At 73.1% G+C, this 18,021-nt stretch carries 12 protein-coding genes; 2 read left to right on the top strand and 10 right to left on the bottom strand.

The features are described from left to right. Positions 1–93 precede the first annotated feature (93 nt). Positions 94–627, bottom strand: a complete 534-nt coding sequence (locus OFY01_RS00060; protein ID WP_266595006.1) for a GNAT family N-acetyltransferase — start codon at positions 625–627, stop codon at positions 94–96. A 231-nt stretch (positions 628–858) separates the two neighbouring features. On the opposite strand from OFY01_RS00060, the gene OFY01_RS00055 reads away from it, so the two are divergent. Beyond that, positions 859–2,010 (top strand): serine hydrolase domain-containing protein, encoded by a 1,152-nt coding sequence (locus OFY01_RS00055; RefSeq protein ID WP_266595005.1) that lies wholly within the window; start codon positions 859–861, stop codon positions 2,008–2,010. A gap of 31 nt (positions 2,011–2,041) precedes the next feature. On the opposite strand, the gene OFY01_RS00050 is transcribed toward OFY01_RS00055, so the two are convergent. The 9 genes from OFY01_RS00050 to OFY01_RS00010 all read right to left on the bottom strand — a co-directional run bounded on the left by OFY01_RS00050 (position 2,042) and on the right by OFY01_RS00010 (position 16,138). Continuing rightward, complete coding sequence (locus OFY01_RS00050) at positions 2,042–3,691, bottom strand: PucR family transcriptional regulator (protein ID WP_266595003.1); 1,650 nt, start codon at positions 3,689–3,691, stop codon at positions 2,042–2,044. Between the two features lie 91 nt (positions 3,692–3,782). Further along, positions 3,783–4,889, bottom strand: coding sequence for an o-succinylbenzoate synthase (menC, locus tag OFY01_RS00045; protein ID WP_266595002.1), 1,107 nt, complete (start codon positions 4,887–4,889; stop codon positions 3,783–3,785). After that, positions 4,886–5,884, bottom strand: a complete 999-nt coding sequence (locus tag OFY01_RS00040; protein WP_266595001.1) for a GNAT family N-acetyltransferase — start codon at positions 5,882–5,884, stop codon at positions 4,886–4,888. Before OFY01_RS00040 ends, menC begins: the two co-directional genes overlap by 4 nt. Then, a complete protein-coding gene (locus OFY01_RS00035; protein ID WP_266595256.1) occupies positions 5,881–7,008 on the bottom strand; it encodes a M20 family metallopeptidase in 1,128 nt (375 codons plus the stop codon). The genes OFY01_RS00040 and OFY01_RS00035 overlap by 4 nt, the downstream gene beginning before the upstream one ends. Before the next feature lie 76 nt (positions 7,009–7,084). Continuing rightward, positions 7,085–10,378, bottom strand: coding sequence for a serine hydrolase (locus tag OFY01_RS00030; protein ID WP_266594999.1), 3,294 nt, complete (start codon positions 10,376–10,378; stop codon positions 7,085–7,087). A gap of 101 nt (positions 10,379–10,479) precedes the next feature. After that, the gene (locus OFY01_RS00025) at positions 10,480–11,496 is read right to left on the bottom strand and encodes an ABC transporter ATP-binding protein (RefSeq protein ID WP_266594997.1); all 1,017 of its coding nucleotides are present in this window, start codon (positions 11,494–11,496) and stop codon (positions 10,480–10,482) included. Further along, complete coding sequence (locus tag OFY01_RS00020) at positions 11,493–13,529, bottom strand: dipeptide/oligopeptide/nickel ABC transporter permease/ATP-binding protein (RefSeq protein WP_266594995.1); 2,037 nt, start codon at positions 13,527–13,529, stop codon at positions 11,493–11,495. The genes OFY01_RS00025 and OFY01_RS00020 overlap by 4 nt, the downstream gene beginning before the upstream one ends. Next, the gene (locus OFY01_RS00015; RefSeq protein ID WP_266594993.1) at positions 13,529–14,521 is read right to left on the bottom strand and encodes an ABC transporter permease; all 993 of its coding nucleotides are present in this window, start codon (positions 14,519–14,521) and stop codon (positions 13,529–13,531) included. The genes OFY01_RS00020 and OFY01_RS00015 overlap by 1 nt, the downstream gene beginning before the upstream one ends. Positions 14,522–14,533: 12 nt before the next feature. Further along, complete coding sequence (locus OFY01_RS00010; RefSeq protein ID WP_266594991.1) at positions 14,534–16,138, bottom strand: ABC transporter substrate-binding protein; 1,605 nt, start codon at positions 16,136–16,138, stop codon at positions 14,534–14,536. Positions 16,139–17,013: 875 nt separating this feature from the next. Between OFY01_RS00010 and OFY01_RS00005 the strand changes: the two genes are divergently transcribed. Beyond that, a partial coding sequence (locus OFY01_RS00005) for a serine/threonine-protein kinase (RefSeq protein WP_266594989.1) occupies positions 17,014–18,021 on the top strand: 1,008 nt, incomplete at its 3' end.

The following is an 18,021-nucleotide window of genomic DNA, read 5'->3' as shown; positions in this document are numbered from 1 at the left end:
CGACGCATGACGAAACACCGATTGGCTCCAAGGACGAGCGGTGTCCTCCTTGCGGGCCGGGCACGGAGTCCGCAAGGCCGGACATCGGGTGCGTCAGAGCCGTCTCGTCATGAACAGGGTGGTCCCGCGCGCCGCGTCCACTTCTTTCCGATCGGTCTCGGTGAACCCGACCTTGGCCAGCACCCGGCGAGAAGCGGTGTTCCAGTCCCAGACCGTGGCCCACAGACGTCCGTAGCCAGCCGATCCGGCCCACTCCAGAACCGCCCACGATGCCTCGGTCGCGTATCCCTGGCGCCAACTCCGGCGTAGAAGCTCGAATGCCAGTTCCGGTTCTCCCGCGGGCCCTCGCCCGTTGTCGACCAGCCCGCAGTAGCCGATGACGTCGCAAGAGACCTTCCGTTCGACCGCCGGCAAGCCCGACGACCACGCCTTGTCGGCGCGGATCGACTCCTCGAGCTCCGCGACCGTCGGGTGTCCTGCCGCGTCGATCCGGCGGTGCGGCGGTACTCGTGGATCACGCTCGGTCCACAGCTCACGCTGGACGACGGCCTCTGCCACCCGCCAGGGTCTGAGCAGCAGGCGCCTCGTCTCCAGTGCGACCTCGTTGCCCGGTGCGTCGACGGCCATGACAGCAATTGTCCCACCGGCGAACGCACGGCAGCGGTCCCGTTCGGCCAGTCGTTCACACGGGGCGCCGTTCGTCGGTGCCGATGAGCGTGCCGCCCCACGTTGTGGCCCGCGACGAAGCTGATGCCGCGGCGTGTGTCCTACCTTCCCGGCATCAGCGATTCGAAAAGCCGGCAGCCGCCGCGCGGTGCGGCCGTCGCACGCGATCGCACCATCCGAGAGGGGCAGCAGATGGCAGTACGCACAGCACGGATCGGCTGGGTGGGCCTGGCGGCAGCGGCGGCCTTGACCGGCGTGTGCATCACACCACCGGCGGTGGCCGACGGCGGCCCGGCGCACACGCGGACGCAGCAGGCCATGGACGCCGCGGTGAGGGACGGAGTGCCCGGGGTCACCGGGCAGGCCGATGACGGCTACTCGGTCTGGGCCGGGACCGCGGGTGTCGGAAACCTCACGACAGGTCAGCCGCGCTCCGTGGCCGACCGCTACCGCATCGGCAGCGAGACCAAGACCTTCGTCGCCACCGTGCTGCTCCAGATGGAGGCGGAGGGCAAGCTCGACCTCGACGACACGGTCGACCGGTGGCTGCCTGGGGTGGTGCAGGGCAACGGCAACGACGGGAGCCGCATCACCGTGCGGCAGTTGCTCGACCACACCAGCGGCCTCTTCGACTACGTCACCGACCCGGCCTTCCTCAAGGAGCACTTCACCGGCGAGTTCCTCAAGCATCGCTACGACACCTACACGCCGGGGCAGCTGGTCGGCATCGCCATGCGCCACGCGCCGCTCTTCGCGCCGGGAGCAGGCTGGAACTACTCGAACACCGACTACGTCGTGGCCGGCATGATCATCGAGAAGGTCTCGGGCCACTCGTACGAGGACGAGATCGAGCGCCGCATCATCGGCCCGCTGGGTCTGTACGCGACGTCCGTCCCTCGCACCGACTCGTCGATGCCGGTGCTCAGCTCGCGGGCCTACTCGAAGCTCTCGTTGCAGCCGCAGCCCACGGACCCGGTCCACGACGTCACCGAGCTCAATCCCTCCGAGGCCGGTTCGGCGGGCGCGATGATCTCCGACTCCGCCGACCTGGACCGCTTCTTCTCGGCCCTGCTGGCCGGCCGGCTGCTGCCCGCCGCGCAGCTGAAGGAGATGAAGACCACCGTCCCAATCAGTGGCGCCCCGTTCTCGGGGTACGGGCTGGGGCTGATGAAGTTCGACCTGTCCTGCGGCACCACGGTGTGGGGTCACGCGGGCGACATCCAGGGGTCGTCGTCCGACGCCGTGACCACGGCGGACGGGCGCCACTCGTTCGCCTTCGACTTCAACGGCGACTGGGCGGGGAACCGGTGGGCGGTCGTCGAGGCCGAGTACTGCCCGAAGTGAATCAGGGCCGCGGTGCGGCGCCGCCCTCCGCTCACAGGGCCGGTCTTTCCGGACGGCACAGCAGGCGCAGCTGCAGCATCAGGGCGAAGCGGACGTCGGGATCGGAAAGGTCGCTCCCGGCGACCTCGGCGACGCGGCGCAGGCGGTAGCGGAACGTGTTCTGGTGGACGTACATGCCTTTGGCGGCGGCGGGAACGTCGCCGAAGGCGTTCAGCCAGGCGCTGAGCGTGTCGACCAGCTGGGAGTCGTGCTCCCGGTCGTAGTCGACGAGCCGTGCCAGGGGCCCGGCAGGGGCGTCGCCCCGCTCGGCGGTGAGGTCGGCCAGGTCCAGGAGCAGTCCCTCGACGTGCACGTCCGCGATGCTGGCGAGACGGCGCGGGCCCGCGTTGGTGCGCAGCACGCGCAGCGTCCGGTCGGCTCCGTCCCGCGAGCGCGGCAGTGCGCTGCCCTCCTGGACGACGGGGCCGATGCCGATCATCGGTGTGAGCCGGTCGCCCACGCGCGTGAGGAAGTCGGCTCCTATCCGCACCGCTCTGTCCTCCACGTCCGTGTGCTGGTGCGGGACGGGCAGGATCCCGTAGGCGACGTCGCCGATGAGTGCCGCGGCGGAGCGGGCGTGGGTGGCGGACAGGTGTACGGCGAAGGCGTCGGCCAGGCGCTGTCGCTCCGCCACGTGCCGGGCGTGCAGGTCGGGTGAACCGGTGACTTCGGGGGGCTCCGGCACGGCCAGGGCGAGGACGACTCCGGCGTAGTCGGTCAGGCCGAGCCGCCCGAGCGCCTCGATGGCTCCGGGGCCGCCCTCCAGCGCGGTGGAGACCAGGTCGGCGCGGAGCCGGCGCTCCACGTCGGCGCCCGCTCGCAGGCGCAGCATGTGCAGGGCCACCAGTTCCGCCGCGTCGTGCAGGGCCTCGCTGCGCTGCGCCGTGAGCGGGGTGCGTACGGCGGCCCAGATGGTGCCGAGCACCTCGTCGTCGGCGCGCACGGCCATGGCGGCGCGCGGGAGGTGGCAGCCGTCGGTGTCGGGCAGGGTGACGTGGAGGGGGCGGTCGCTGCGGTAGAGGGACCGGAAGACGCCGCGGTCCTCCAGGAGGCGGGTGAACCGTTCGGGTACTTGCCTGCCCAGGATGGTCTCCACACGAGAGGGGTCGGCCTCGTCCTGGCGCCCGGAGAACGCGAGGACGCGGGAGCTGCGGTCCTCGATGGTGACGGGTGCGTCCAGCAGTGCGGCCACCGCGTTGGCCAGGGCGAACAGGTCGCCGGAGGGGGTGCCGCCGAGCGTCTGCGGGTCTGCTTCCCCCACGTCTCCGTCCGCGAGCAGCGAGCGCAGCAGCACGGCGAGTTGGGCCCATGAGGCGCCTCGGGTCAGCGCGAGCAGCGCGACGTTGGATCTGCGGGCCGCGGCGACGACCGCAGCGGCGGCGGGTGCCGGCGCGCGCACCACCAGTGCGGCGGCACCGGCGTCGCCGAGGGTGGTGAGCAGCCGGGCGGTCTCGGCCGGTCCGTGCACGCCGACACCGAGCACCAGTGCCTGCCGGGGCAGCACCGGCTCGTCCAGCGGATCGTGGATGGCCACCCCGCCGATCCTGTCCACCGTGGCCGGGTCGCCGCACACGAGGTCCAGCAGGGTGGTGCCGAGGTCTTCCAGGACTCGTCCGAGGCCGGCGCGCGGCTGTGTGTTCACGGTGCTGGTCCCTCCCGCTGTCCGGACGATCACGCTTGGTGGGCGGCGACGGGATTGTGCGGTGCGGCCGTCGACGCGCACAAGAGCCGCGTCACAGCGCGATCCATTCCGTGGACACGGTGGCTTCCTGGAGGGCGTCCGGAAGCGGCGCGACACCGAGGCCGGCGCCGGAGGGGACGGTGAGATGTCCGTCGACCGGCACGAACGGTTCGGTGATGTCGGTGCGGTAGTACCGGCCGGAGGCAGAGATGTCGCCGGGCAGCGTGAAACCGGGCAGGGCGGCCAGGGCCGTGTTCGCGGCGCGGCCGAGGCCGGTCTCCAGCATGCCGCCGCACCACACCGGCACGCCGTGGGCGGCGCAGACGTCGTGGATGCGGCGGGCCTCCAGATAGCCGCCGACCCTGCCGGGCTTGATGTTCACGATGTGGCAGGCGCCGAGGGTGATGGCCGCTGCCGCGGCGCGGGCGGAGGTGATCGACTCGTCCAGGCACACGGGTGTGGCGAGCGTTTCGGCCAGCCGGGCGTGGCCGAGGAGGTCCTCCTCGTCCAGCGGCTGCTCGATCAGGAGCAGCCCGTACGGATCGAGGCGGGCCAGGTGCCGGGCGTCCGCGGGGGTGTAGGCGGTGTTGGCGTCGACCTGGAGCGGCAGTTCGTCGCCGAAGTTCTCGCGCACCGCGCGCACCGGTTCGATGTCCCAGCCTGGCTCGATCTTGAGCTTGATCCGGCGGTAGCCCTCGTCGAGGTATCCGGCGACCGTCTCCAGGAGTCGCGGCACCGAGTCCATGATGCCGACGGACACCCCGCACGGCACGCGCTCGCGCACGGCGCCCAGTTCGCGGGCCAGCGGCACGGCGCGGGCGCGCAGTTCGGCGTCGAGGACGGCCATCTCCAGGGCCGCCTTCGCCATCCGGTGGCCCTTGAAGGGGGCGAGGGCGGGGGCGACGGCGTTCGCGTCGAGGCGTTCGCACCGGCCCAGGGCGGGGACGAGGAAGCGGCGCAGCACGTCCGCGCAGGCGGCCGTGTACTGCGAGGAGTACAGCGGGTCGGCCATCGCCACGCACTCGCCCCAGCCCTCGGCCGCCGGGCTGACGACCCGCAGCAGCAGTGCGGTTCGTTCGGTCAGCGTGCCGAAGGAGGTTCGGAAGGGGGCCACCAACGGCAGCCTGATCTGGCGGAGTTCGACGCCGGAGAGCTTCACTGTGGGTCCTTGGGTGTGAGGTGGGCGGGTCGTGCGGACGGGGCGGCCGGGGCGACCAGCAGGTAGCGGCCGGCGCGGTCGAAGCCCGCCACCTGCCATCCGTCGGCGAGGAGTCCCCCGAGCACCTCGCGTACGGCGCCGCGCCACAGCTTCGCGGCCCTCGGGTCGCTGTGGCGCAGCCGCTCGATGTCCTCGGGCACGGCGACCAGGGCGCGGCGGGCCCTGACGGGGCGGGCGACCGGTCGGCCGTCGTCGCCGGTCCCCAGGGCGGTGGCCGTGGGCTGGGACGGCGTGTCCGCGGCCGGGGCCGGGTCCGCCTGCCGGGCGTGGCAGGCCGCGGCGACCTCCGGGGCGGTCAGGCGCCACTCCACCAGGAGGCGGTCGGTGTCGTCGGCGCCGTTGATGCCGTCGTTCATCCGGCCGTAGAAGTTGGTCAGGTACTGCGCGGGACGGGCGGCCAGTTTGCGGATGTTGAAGTGGGCGTTGCGCCGTACGAGCGGGTCGAAGGTCCACGAGACCCGGGTCCCGCCGCGCTCCAGGACCCAGGCGCGCTGATGTGTCTTGAGTGCGAAGCCGATGCTGCGGCCGCGCATGCGGGCCGACACTCCGGCGATGTGACTGTGCAGGGCGCCGTGCGGCGGTGGCCCGAAGAAGCCGATGCAGGCGCCTGCGAGGTCGGTGTCGGCTGCTGTGCCGGTGGCGTCGAAGGCGGCCGCGACGTAGCTTCCGGCCTTGTCCATAGCCCGCAGCAACTCGGGGGTGGCCAGGGCGTTGTCACCGTCGGGGTTCCAGATGCTCTCGAAGAGCCGGCAGGCGTCCACCAGATCCGGCAGGTCGCCGATCGTGCGCACCCGGCACCGGGCCGCGTGGGCGGCGGCTTCGGCGGCGCGCAGAGCGTCGGCGAGGGTCTGACGAGCGATCCGGTCTCCGGCCGCGGTGTCGTTTCCGGCACGGTGTCCGGGCGTGACCGGCGTGGTGGCGGGCAGGTCCGTCATCGGGGGCTCCTGCCGGTCGCCCGGGCGCCTTCGTGGCGTTCCGGTCTCGCGGCGAGCAGGTCGCCGACGAGTGCCGCGAGCAGCGCCGCGCGTTCCGGGAGCCGCGCGACGCGTACATGCTCGTCGTCGGCGTGCGCGCCGCCGCCCACCGCGCCGAGCCCGTCGAGGGTCGGGATACCGACGCCCGCGGTGAAGTTGCCGTCCGAGGCTCCGCCCACGGCGGCTGCCGTGAGCGGGCCCGTTCCCAGTCGCCGGGCCAGTCGCTGTGCCCGCCGGTAGAGCGCGGCGGACGAACTCTTGGGCAGCGGCGGGCGGTTGGGGCCACCTGTCACGTGCACGTGGGCCCCGTCGAGGACAGGACGTAGTGCGCGCAGCGCGCTGTCGACGCGGGCCTGCTCGGCGGCGTCGCGCGCTCGTACATCGAGCGCGAACCCGCCCTGCGCGGGCACGGTGTTCGTGGTGGTTCCCGCGCTGAGCGCGGTCGGGGTGACCGTGGTTCCGGCGTCGGGGTCGGCCAGCGCGGCGACCGCGAGAATCTGGTGGGCGGCCTCCACACCGGCGTTCACGCCGCGCCGGGGCTCAAGGCCGGCGTGCGCGGCCCGGCCGACGACACGTATCTCGTACAGGGAGACCGCCTTGCGTTCGGTCTTCAGGGCGCCTTCGCCGGCGGACGCCTCCAGGACCAGTGCCGCGGCGCAGCCGGCCGCCTCGGCCTCGATCAACTCGCGCGACGTCGGTGAGCCGATCTCCTCGTCGCCCGTGACCAGGTAGGTCACACCGTCGAGGTCGGCGAGTGCGGCGAGCGCGTGGAAACCCAGGGCGAGTCCGGCCTTCATGTCGTAGCAGCCGGGCCCGCGCAGTATGCCGTCGCGCACGGTGAAGGGACGGGTGGCCAGTGAGCCGAGTGGCCACACCGTGTCGTGGTGGCCGAGCAGCAGCACGCGCCGGGGTCCGCTGCCCAGGCGCCAGCGCAGGTGGGTGCGGTCGCCGATGGTGAGAATGTCCGGTGGGTGCCCGAGGTACGCGGCGCCCAGCGCGGCCACGGTCTTGGCGCTGCGGGCCACGGCGGCGAGGTCGCTGGAGGGTGACTCGGTGCGCACCATACGTCCGATGTCGTCGATCATGGCGGGCAGCCGGTTCTCGAACTGCCTGACGTCGTCGGGTCCCGAAGAGAGCGGGAGTTCGTACCGCTGGTTCATGTCAGGACACCTTGCAGGTCGCACGGGCGCCGAAGTGCAGATACCTCTCACCGGTCGGCAGCGTGTAGAAGGTCACGGGGGTCCACGTCGCGCTTCCCGGGAGCCGGACGGCGTACAAGTCCCGGTCCACGGGCACGAGCGGGGCTTCCTGTACGGGTTCGGGGACGAGTGCGGCGAGCGGCCCCGTCACCGTGTGCCGCAGCAGTGGCCCGTCGGCGCCGTCGAGGATGTCGACGCGCGCGCCGCTCCGCTCGTAACGGCCGAGGTGGCGGCCGGTCTCGACGGGCGTCGGTACGGTCGGTGGCCGTAGCGGTGCCGGCATGTCGACCCCGGCCAGTTCGGCGAAGATCTCAGCGAACAGTTCCAGATGGAGGTCGCGGGCGTTCCCGCCGTTCGTGAGGAGGGTGACGGCGAGGTCCCGGTCGGGCAGGAGCCGCAGGAAGGCGGACTGGCCGATGGTGTTGCCGTCGTGGCCGAGGAGCCGGTGGCCGTTCCAGTCGAAGCGGATCCAGCCTAGGCCCCAGGAGTCGCCGAGGGTGTGTACATCCGGAACGTCGACCTGGTGCTCGCCCATCGCTCGCGTGGCCCGCTCGGACAGGATCGGGGTGCCGTCGGCGGCTCTGCCTCCTGCCAGGTGCGCTCTGGCGAAGGCGAGCACGTCGGCGGCGGTGGCGGTGATCAGCCCGGCGGGTCCGGCGGATCGGGGCAGGCCCCACACCGGGGACGCGCGCAACTCCCCGTCGGAGTGGGTGTCGTGGCCCGTCGCCGCCCTCAGCCGCAGCGCCTCCTCGGGCAGTGTGACGGTGTGTGCCAGGCCGAGGGGGGTGCACAGCCGCTCCTTGAGGGCGGTGTCCCAGTTGGTGCCGGTGAGCTTCTCGATGACGCGGCCGAGGAGGATGTAGCCGGAGTTGCAGTACGAGAAGGTCGCGCCCAGGGGGTGGTTCTGGGCCGCCGAATCCAGTTGTTCGACGTACCGTTCCAGGCAGTCGTCGCCGCGGCCGGTGTCGGTGAAGATGTCACCGTCGATGCCGCTGGTGTGGGTGAGCAGGTGCCGCACGGTGACCTCGCGCGCCGTGTGCGGGTCGGACAGGCGCAGTTCGGGTGCGACGTCGGCGACGGGCGCATCGAGGTCGAGCCTTCCCTCGTCGACGAGTTGCATGATCAGGGTTGCGGTCCACACCTTGGTGATGGATCCGATCTGGAAGACCGAGTCCTCGGTGGCCGCGACGCCGGTGTCCTTGTTGAGGACACCGCGGGCGGCGAGGGCGACCTCGCCGCCCCGGGAGATGCCCAGGACCGCGCCCGGCACCCGGTGCCGCTCGGCGAGTTCGCCCAGGCGCCGTTCCCAGTGCGCCGCGTCCAGCGGGACGCGGTTCCTTGCGTGCCGTTCCACCCAGTCGACGATCCGGCGGGCGAAGTCGGCACGCTGGGAGGGCGGTCCGTCGAGCAGAAACAGGTGCGAGCCGCCCGGGTAGAGCACCAGGCGGGTGGGCACGCCGCGCACCCGCAGTGCCGTGAACCACTGCTCGGCCTGCCCGACCGGACAGCGCTCGTCCGCAGCCCCGTGCAGGACCAGGGTCGGGGTGTGGACATGCTCGACTCGGGAGTACGGGGAGAGAGCGGTGTACCGGTCCCGGTCGGCCCACGGCGGTCCGCCCAGTTCGAGCGCCGCCAGGGCGTGCGCCTCGTCGCTGGTGCCGCACATACTGGTCAGGTCGCTCACCACACCACCGGCGACGGCCGCGGCGAAACGCTCGTCGTGGCTGGTCAGGTAGCAGGTCATATAGCCGCCGTAGCTGTACCCGGCGACGGCCAACCGGGCCGCGTCGGCGATGCCCTCGGCGACGAGCGTGTCCAGGGGTTCCAGGAGGTCCGGTGCGTCGGCGACGCCCCAGGCGCCGCGTGCGGCGGTGAAGAACTTCTCGCCGTAGCCGTCGCTGCCGCGGGGGTTGAGGAGCAGCACGGACCAGCCGCGGGCCGCGAGGACCTGGTGGTAGAGGTGCGCCGGGTCGGCCGCGCCGTTCCACGCGTTGTGCGGGCCGCCGTGGATGTCGACCAGGAGGGGCGCGGGCCCGGTCACCGCCGGGTCGCGCAGCAGCCACCCGTGCACGGTGGTGCCGTCGGAGACCGTGAACTCCCGCTCCTGCGGCCTGAACAGTTCGGTCTTCGCCGGTGCGCCGCCGTGCCCGGTGAGCACGCGTTCGCTGCCTGTGCGCAGGTCGAGGGCCACGATCTCGCCGTACGAGGTGGGTGTCGCCAGGACGACGACGGCCACGTCCCCGGCCGTGGACAGGCCGGAGACGACGCGGTCGGCGCCGCCCAGCAGGAGGCGGCAGGCGTCCTCGTCGACAGCGCGCGCGTACAGGTGGGTGCAGCCCCGGTCCCGCAGGCAGAACAGCACGTGCCGGCCGTCGGTGGTCCCCCGGGGCGGCGCGCCGGGGTATCCGGGCCCGCCGGGCATCACGTTGCGGTCGAGTCCGGGGGCGAGGTCGGCCGGCGCACCGCCGTCCAGCGGGACCCGCAACAGCGCCGCGTGGCCCAGCGCGACGTCCGCACGGCCCGCGACGAGCAGCGCGTCGCCGTCCGTCGTCCAGTTCACCGTGTGTGCGACGCCCTCCGGGGTGCCGACGAGGCGCGGCTCTGCGCCCGCCGCGTGCCGGTCGATGACGTACGCGGCGCTGCGCAGCGTCAGATCGGCGTCGGTGTCGCGGGCCGCGCAGAAGGCGAGGCTGTGGCCGTCGGGCGAGAAGGCCGGGTGCCCCGCGTTCCAGCTTCCGTGCGTGAGCTGCCGTACGTCACGGGTGTCACGGTCGACGAGGTGCAGGTGGGTGCGGACCGCGCCGGACAGGCCCCGGCCGTCCGCCTTGTGGTCGAGCCGGTCCGCCGTCACGGGCGCGGCCGGGTTCGGGGCGGGGCCGGCCGGGGCGGTGAAGGCGAGCGCGGTGCCGTCCGGGCTCCACACCGGCGCGCCGGCCCCTCGCGGCAGGTTCGTGACCTGTTCGGGCTCGCCCCCGTCGGCCGGCAGCAGCCACAGCTGTGGGGGGCCGTCGCCGCGCAGAAACGCGAGCCACCTGCCGTCCGGGGACCACGCGGGTGCGGTGTCGGCCGGGCCGCGAGTGAGCCGCCGTGCCGGTCCTCCTGCCGTCGCGACCGACCACAACGTCCTCACATCGCGGTCGAGTTCGCGGTCGGCTGTGCGCAGCACGTACGCGATGCGCGTGCCGTCGGGGGACAGCGCGGGCTGTTCCGGCAGCGCGATGGTGTAGAGGTCGTCGATGCCCGGGCGTCGTGTCACGGTGGGCGGTTCTCCTTGGTGCCGATGGGGATGGAGGTGGGTGTGGGAGCGAGGGTGGGGCGGGGAAGGGGCGGGGACCGGGTCAGGGGTGGGGGCGGGGGTCATGGGTTGCCGTTCTCGCGCACCCGATCGCGGAGGCCGCGCTCGGGGAGGGCGGTGGCGGTGGCGGTGGCGGTGGCAAAGTGGCAGGCGGTCCGCCGGGGTCGGGACGCGGCGTCCGACACGGGGTCGTCGGTGCGGCACACCTCACGCTCGGCGCGCACGGCGGGTCCCTCGGGGCAGCGCGGGTGAAAACGGCAGCCCGACGGCGGGTGGTGCGGGTCGGCCGGTTCCGTGTCCGTGACCGTCTCGGCGTCCTTCCGCGGCCCCGCGGTGTGGCCGTGAACGGCGGCGAGCAGTTCTCGCGTGTAGGGGTGCCGAGGATCGGCGAGCACCTCCTCGGTGGGGCCGACCTCGACGATCCTGCCCAGGTACATCACGGCGATGTGATCGCTGACGTAGCGGACCACGGCCAGGTCGTGCGAGATGAACAGCATGGTCAGCCGCAGCTCCCGCTGGACGTCGCGCACGAGGTTGAGTACGGCGCCCTGGACCGAGACGTCGAGGGCGGAGGTGATCTCGTCGGCGATCACCACCTGTGGTCGGGCGGCCAGTGCCCGGGCGACGGCCACCCGCTGCCGTTGGCCCCCGGAGAGCTGTCCGGGCAGCAGCGCGGCCAGGTCCGCGTCGAGGCCGACCTGCCCGAGCAGGCGGGCGACCTCGGCGTGACGCGCGGCCCGGCTCCCGCCTCGTTCGCGCGGGAATGCCTCGGCGACGGAGGCCGCGACGGTCATTCGCGGGTTGAGGGAGGAGTACGGATCCTGGAAGATCATCTGCACGGGTCGGCGCCTGCCGCGGGATCGGCGGGTGTCGGTGCCGTTCACCAGGACGCGGCCCGCACTGAGCGGGGCGAGTCCGACCGCGGCGCGCGCCAGTGTGGACTTCCCCGAGCCGGACTCCCCCACCAGACCGACCACCTGGCCGCCCGGCACGGTCAGCCGCGCGCCGTCCACCGCGGTCAGGGCGTGACGCCGGGTTCCGTAGCGGACGCTGACGCCGTCGAAGACGAGCTCACTCATACCGTAGGTCCTCCCGTGCTCTCCTCGACGTCTCCGTTCGCCGCGCGTTCCAGCCGGGGGCCAGGGCCACCGTGCTCGGCCGCGCCCTGCCCGGGCGGGGCCTTCGGGGCGGGCTCCCCCTCGACCGGGTGCCAGCAGGCGACCCGCTGCCCGGTGGCGTACGTGACCGGCCGCGGGTCCTTTCGGCGGCAGAGGTCGTCGGAGCGCGGGCATCGGGGCGCGAACGCGCACCCCGGTGGCAACCGGTGCGGCTGGGGCGGGCGCCCGGGGATCACGGCCAGGGGACGGTTCCGGTCGGTGTCGAGATCCGGTACCGCCGACAGCAGGGCGCGGGTGTAGGGGTGCCGGGCCTCGGTGAGCAGGCCGGCGGCCGGCAGATCCTCGACGATCCGCCCGGCGTACATGACGAGTACCCGGTCGCAGGTTCGGGCGACGGCCGTGATGTCGTGGCTGATGAGCAGTACCGCCGTGGCGCGCTCGGTGCGTACCGTGTCGAGGAGGCGCAGCACCTGCCGTTGGACGGTGACGTCGAGCGCGGTGGTCGGCTCGTCGGCGATGATCACTTTCGGGTCGCCCATCAGCCCCATGCCGATCATCGCGCGCTGCCGCATGCCGCCGGAGAACTCGTGCGGATACTGGCGCGCGCGACGCTCCGGTGCGGGCACACGGACCGCGCGCAGTTGGTCGACGGCCTGTTCGAACGCGGAGCGCCGGGACAGTCGTCGGTGGTGCTCGGCGACTTCGGCGAGCTGCCGTCCCACGCTCATGACCGGGTTGAACGAGGACATCGGGTCCTGGAAGACCATGGCCATCGACGTTCCGAGCAGGGCGCGCAGCTCCCGTGGTCCCGGGCCGAGCAGTGAGGTGCCGTCGAACTCCAGCCGGTGGGCGGTGACGTGGGCCGGCAGTTCGACGAGACGGGACACGGCCATCGCGGTCAGGCTCTTGCCCGCGCCCGACTCGCCCACCACTCCCACGGCCTCGCCCGGCCACAGGGTGAAACTGACGCGGCGCACCGGGGTGCTCCAGCCGCTCGGTCCTGGCAGGGCCACCTGGAGGTCCTCCACCAGCAGCACCGGCCGGCTCTCTCGCTTGCGGTCGGATCCCTTGGAGGGGGCCTGGGGTGCGGGGCGCGGGGAGGTGGTCCGGTGCCGGAGCGTACGTATCCCGAGGGCGGCGGCCGCGGCCTCGCCGAACAGGTTGAACGCCAGGCCGGTGACCACGACCGCCGCGCAGGGCGCGAGCGCGGCCGCGGGCGTGAGGTCGATGCGGTCCAGCCCCTCGCCGAGCAGCCGGCCCCAGTCGTAGTCCGGTGCCTGGACACCGAGTCCGAGGAAGGAGAGCCCGGCGAAGGCGAGCAGCGAAGCACCGGCGCCGATGGTGGCGTTGACCGCGAGCGGCTCGGCGATGTTGGGCAGGATGTGCCGGGTCAGGAGCCGGAGCCGCCCGACGCCCAGAGTGCGGGCCGCCGCCACGTGGTCCCGGCCCGCGACCGACGCGCTGAGCGTGTGGGTGAGCCGGGCGAAGGCCGGGGCGGTCGCCAGGCCGATCGCGAGGACCGCGCCCTTCGCGCCGACCCCGAAGATCACCGCGAAGAACAGGGCGAGCAGCAGCCCGGGGAAGGCGACAGTGACGTTCACCGCGGAGGTCACCAGGCGTCCCGCCCGCCGGGGCAGCACCGCGGGCGCCGCGCCGAGGACCAGCCCCAGGCTCACCCCGAGCAGGGTCGCCGCCACCGCGAGGGACACCGAAAGGCGGGTGGCCACCAGGACGCGGTAGAGGATGTCGCGGCCCAGGTTGTCGGTGCCCAGCAGGTGCGCGCCGGAGGGCCCTTGCTGCAGGGCGCCGGTGTCGACCACGGACGCCCGGCCGCTCCAGAGGACCGGGGCGAGGACGGCGAGGGCGATGACAGCGAGCAGCAGCAGGCCGGCGCAGGCGCCCAGAGGGGTGCGGGCGACCGCGGACCATCGGGGGCGGGGCGTGGCGGCGTGGGGCTTGCGCGGAGAGCTGCGCGGGGACCTGCGCGGGGACATCAGACCTCCCTGATCACGGAGCGCGGATCGAGCAGGGCGAGCACCACGTCGACCAGGAGGTTCACCACGAGGACCGAGGCTCCGTAGACGAGGACGATGCCCTGCACCAGCGGATAGTCCTTCTGCAGGATGGACTGCACGATGGTGGAGCCGAGTCCCGGCCAGGCGAAGACGTTCTCGACGAGGACCGTGCCGGCGACGAGCGCGGACAGCAGCAGCCCGCCGAGGGTGAGCGTCGCGGTCAGCGCGTTGGGCAGCGCGTGGCGTGTGTACACGAGGTGCGGGGGCAGCCGCTTGGCGCGGGCGGTGCGGACATAGTCGTGGCCGAGCACCGAGAGCATCTCCACCCGGACGATCCGGGCGAGAACGCAGGCCGGTCCCGTCGCCAGGGCGAGCACCGGCAGCACGTACGAGCCCGGTCCTTGATCACCGGCGACGGGGAGCCATCCGAGCCGCACTCCGAAGACGTAGGCGAGGACCACGGCGAGCAGGAACTCCGGTACGGCGGCGAGCAGCGCGCTCACCGTGGTGAAACCCAGTTCGGCGGCGCGGCGTCCGCCTCCCCGGGTCAGGGCGGCCATCGCGGTGCCCACCGGGACGGCGAGCGCCATGGCCAGCAGGAAGGCGAGGGCAGCGAGTTGCAAGGTGGCGGGCAGCCGGTCGCCGATGGTGTCCGCCACGGGTTGCCCGGTGATCGTCGAGGTGCCGAGGTCGCCGGTGAACAGCCCGCCGAGGAAGTGCAGATACTGCCGCCACAGCGGGTCGTCGAGTCCGAGCTGCGCGCGCCGCGCCGCGACCAGTTCCGGTGAGGCCGTCAGGCCCAGCGCGGCGCGCACGGGGTCACCGGGGACGAGATGGATCATCAGGAAGGCCGCGGTGACGAGCGTCCACAGCGATGCCGCCAGGCGTGCCGCACGTCGGATGCCGAACAGCGCCCAGCGGTTTCCTCTCCAGGTCCTCGGGGGTGCGGCGGCGGCCGTCGCAGTCGTCATCGGTTCACCGTCCTAGGAGGTGTACATGCGGATCGAGGACGGGACGATCGCGTCCTGGCTGAGCGTGAACCGGGCCGACTCGCCGAATACCGGGGTCAGGGAGTTGTAGTACGGCACCACGTCGAGGTCCTTGACGAGCGCCTCCTCGGCCTGCTGCCACTGCGGGCAGCCGGCCGTGCCGGCCTTGGCCGAGGCCCTGCGTACGAGGTCCTGGTACCGCTGGTTGCGGACGTCGGAGAAGTTGACGCCCTTGGGCGGCGTGGGTCCGCTGACGAACGGGGTGAGCTGGGAGGGCACCGCCACGGAGACCGGGCCCATGGACACGTCCCAGTTGCCGGAGCCGAAGAGCGTCTGGTTCACGCCGGGGCTGTCCAGCGGTTTGAGCGTGACCTCGGCACCGAGGCTGCGCCACTGCTTCTGGATCAGTTCGGCGCCCGCGGCCATCGTCGGCCCGTTCTGGGTGCCGTACACGAGACGGAGTGCGAGCTTCTTGCCGTCCTTGGTCCGTGTCCCCCCGGAGTCCGTCGTCCAACCGGCCCTGTCCAGCGTGGCTTTGGCCGCTCGGAGGTCGTGGGCGGGGAGGTTGCCGGTGACCGGGTCGCCGGGGCAGGGTGCCGGGGCGATGGTGATCAGGCCGCGGGAGGGGCTGCCGGTACCTCCGGTGATCACCTTGCCGACATCGGACAGGCCGAGGGCCTGGACCAGCGCACGGCGCACCGCCTTGTCCGAGCCGGGCCTTGATCCGGCCTGGTTGAACCAGAGCATGCCCAGCGGCGCACGGATGTCGGCGTGGAAGAGCTTCTTCGCGGAGAGCCGCTTCTGTTCCGGGCCGCTGATGGCGGCGGCGTTGAGCTTCCCGGACAGCAGCAGATCGGCGGCTGTCGTCTCGTTCGGGATCACCTCGATCCTGACCTTGTCCGGCAGCCCCCTGGCTCCGGGATCGCCCGGCCCCCATGTGTAGTTCTCGCGCCGGGTCAGGGTGTAGTGGTCGCCGGGGACCGCCTCGGTGAGGGTGAACATTCCGGTGCCGCTGCGCTTGCCGCCGTGGGCCAGCACGTGACGGTCCTTGAGCCCCTTGCCGCAGGCGATGGGCACCGAGCCGGCGTCGCGCAGCAGGAAGGCGTCGGGGACGCCGCTGGTGACGGTGACGGTGCGCCGGTTGTCGTCGGCCTTCGCCGTGGTGCCCGGCTGGATCTGCACGCCGGCCAGCGGCGACTTGTTCTTCGGGTCGCCGATGTAGTTGATGTTCGCGGCCACCTCGCTCGCGGTCAGCGGCTCACCGTCGGAGCAGGTGATGCCGGGGCGCAGCGTGAACGTGGCGCTCTTGGTCGACGCCTGCCACTTCTGCGCCAGGCCCGCCTGCGGCTCGCCCTTGTCGTCGAGACGGATCAGCGGGTCGTACAGATAGCGGTTGATGCCGACGGCGATCGACATCACCGTCTGCGCCGGGTCGAGGTTGCCGGGGTCGGAGGCGTACGCCATGGTGAACGTCTTGCCGTCGGCCAACTCGCCGTTGCCCGGCCCGCTCGCGCCCGAGCCGCCGGCGCAGCCGCCGAGGAGGGCGGCCACCGCCGCCGTCGCGGTCGCCAGGGCGGTGCGCCTCGCCGTGCCCTTCATGTCGAGGCCCGCCTTCTCCTGGAGAGGGCCGGCGTTGCCGCGGGCCGACGGTCGAGCTCACCCCATGTGGACATGTGGATCCCCACCTCCGAAGCGTCCGAACCGGTGTTGCCTGGAAGGTAGGGCAGGGGCGACGAGCGCCACTTCGTCGACCGGGACAAGCCGGGCGGGCGGTATTCGTCGGCGCGGACGAAAGACGTGCCCGGCAGCGGCTCGCCCCCCAAGGCCGGAGAGGGCCGTGGGGCAGCCTGGCGATGGAGGCCGCCGCCGCGGGCTCGCCCCCGATGCCGGAGAGGGCCGGGCGACGTCACGGTCTCCCGCCCGGTCCGCGTCCGCGCGCCGATCGGCACGAGCCCCACACCGAACTGGTCCAGGACCTGACCGAGCGTTCCGTCGACCTCACCGCCTTCGTCGACGTTTGGTTCCGCGTGGAGTACGGCGACCACCACCGTGCGCACCCCCGGCACACGCACCGTCCCGGCCTCGGGCAGCGCGTCCGTCGCGGGGCCCCGCGCGCCCGGGTACGGCGTGGCGATCCGCAGCCGGACCGCGTCCTGCCCGAGTCGCCGGGCCTGTACCCGCGTCCGAGCGTCGCCGAGACCCTCGCCCACTGGCATGGCGATCATGCTGATCGCGTTCGTGATCGCGCCGGTCGTCACCGTGTGCGGCCTTCCGCCGGCGCGCCGCCGCACGCACTCGGCGCCGCGGCGGCGGTGACGCGGCTCTGCCTCATGGTCCCCACGCCGACCGCGAACGGCTGATCACCGGTACCGGGGCCTGAGGACCGCGGGCCGCGCACGGCCGAGGGGCTTCGGCGGGCGTGGGCGCGACCGGTATCGTGCGGGGCTGACGCACGAGCGAGGGACTGGCCACGTATGGGGGAGCACGACAACGCGGCGCAGCCGCAGGGGCGGATCGTCGCCGGACGTTACCGTGTCGCCGAACGGCTGGGGCGGGGCGGCATGGGCACCGTCTGGCGGGCCGTGGACCAGCGACTCGGGCGTGAGGTCGCGGTCAAGGAGCTGCGGTCCTTCAGCGACGCGGACAAGGCGGAGCTGGCCGAGCAGCGCACCCGCATGCGGCGCGAGGCCAGGGCCGCCGCGCGAGTGCGTCACCCCGGTGTGGTCGCCGTGCACGACGTCACCGAGGACGCGGGCCGGCCGGTCATCGTCATGGAACTCGTCGGCGGCCCCTCGTTGCAGCAGGTGCTGACCAAGCACGGTCCCCTCGAACCCACCGAAGCCGCCCGGATCGGCGCGCAGGTCGCCGAAGCGCTCGCCGCGGCGCATCGCGTCGGCGTACTGCACCGCGACGTCAAGCCCAGCAACGTACTGCTCGAACGCGGCGGCCGGGTGGTGCTCACGGACTTCGGTATCGCCGCGCTGGACGAGCCGGGCGACGGAGCCGCGACCCGGCTGACCCGCAGCGGAGAGCTGGTCGGCTCCCTGGACTACCTCGCCCCCGAGCGCGCCCGTGGCGCCGAGCCCGGCCCGGCCGCCGACGTCTGGGCGCTGGGCGCGACCCTGTACGCCGCCGTCGAGGGCGTGGCGCCGTTCTCTCGTACGTCCACGTGGTCGACGATCAACGCGATCGTCACCGAGCCTCCGTCCGCGCCGGTGCGCGCCGGGGCCCTCACTGCCGCGCTCGCCGAGCTGCTGGAGAAGGATCCCGCGCTGCGGCCCGACGCCGAACGGGCCCGGCGACTGCTCCAGGCGGTGGTGGCGGGCACCGAGCCGCCGCCCGGTTCGCCGGACACCGTGCGGCTCCGACTGCCCCGTGCCGCCGCCGTACCGCCCGGGCGGCCCGTACCGGGCGGCACGGCAGGAGGTTCGGCAGGCGGGGCGGCAGGCGGGGCGGCCGGAGCCACCGCTCAGGTGGCCGGC

This window comes from Streptomyces beihaiensis (genome assembly GCF_026274175.1).
GTDB lineage: Bacteria > Actinomycetota > Actinomycetes > Streptomycetales > Streptomycetaceae > Streptomyces > Streptomyces beihaiensis.
This window is presented reverse-complemented; position numbering and strand designations above follow the sequence as displayed.

What these genes read in the sequence shown, in the direction of transcription:
- OFY01_RS00015 (WP_266594993.1), bottom strand. Translation starts at nt 14,521, where the DNA reads ATGACGACTGCGACGGCCGCCGCCGCACCCCCGAGGACCTGGAGAGGA.
- OFY01_RS00035 (WP_266595256.1), bottom strand. Translation starts at nt 7,008, where the DNA reads ATGATCGACGACATCGGACGTATGGTGCGCACCGAGTCACCCTCCAGC.
- OFY01_RS00020 (WP_266594995.1), bottom strand. Translation starts at nt 13,529, where the DNA reads ATGTCCCCGCGCAGGTCCCCGCGCAGCTCTCCGCGCAAGCCCCACGCC.
- OFY01_RS00040 (WP_266595001.1), bottom strand. Translation starts at nt 5,884, where the DNA reads ATGACGGACCTGCCCGCCACCACGCCGGTCACGCCCGGACACCGTGCC.
- OFY01_RS00025 (WP_266594997.1), bottom strand. Translation starts at nt 11,496, where the DNA reads ATGAGTGAGCTCGTCTTCGACGGCGTCAGCGTCCGCTACGGAACCCGG.
- OFY01_RS00060 (WP_266595006.1), bottom strand. Translation starts at nt 627, where the DNA reads ATGGCCGTCGACGCACCGGGCAACGAGGTCGCACTGGAGACGAGGCGC.
- OFY01_RS00055 (WP_266595005.1), top strand. Translation starts at nt 859, where the DNA reads ATGGCAGTACGCACAGCACGGATCGGCTGGGTGGGCCTGGCGGCAGCG.
- OFY01_RS00010 (WP_266594991.1), bottom strand. Translation starts at nt 16,138, where the DNA reads ATGAAGGGCACGGCGAGGCGCACCGCCCTGGCGACCGCGACGGCGGCG.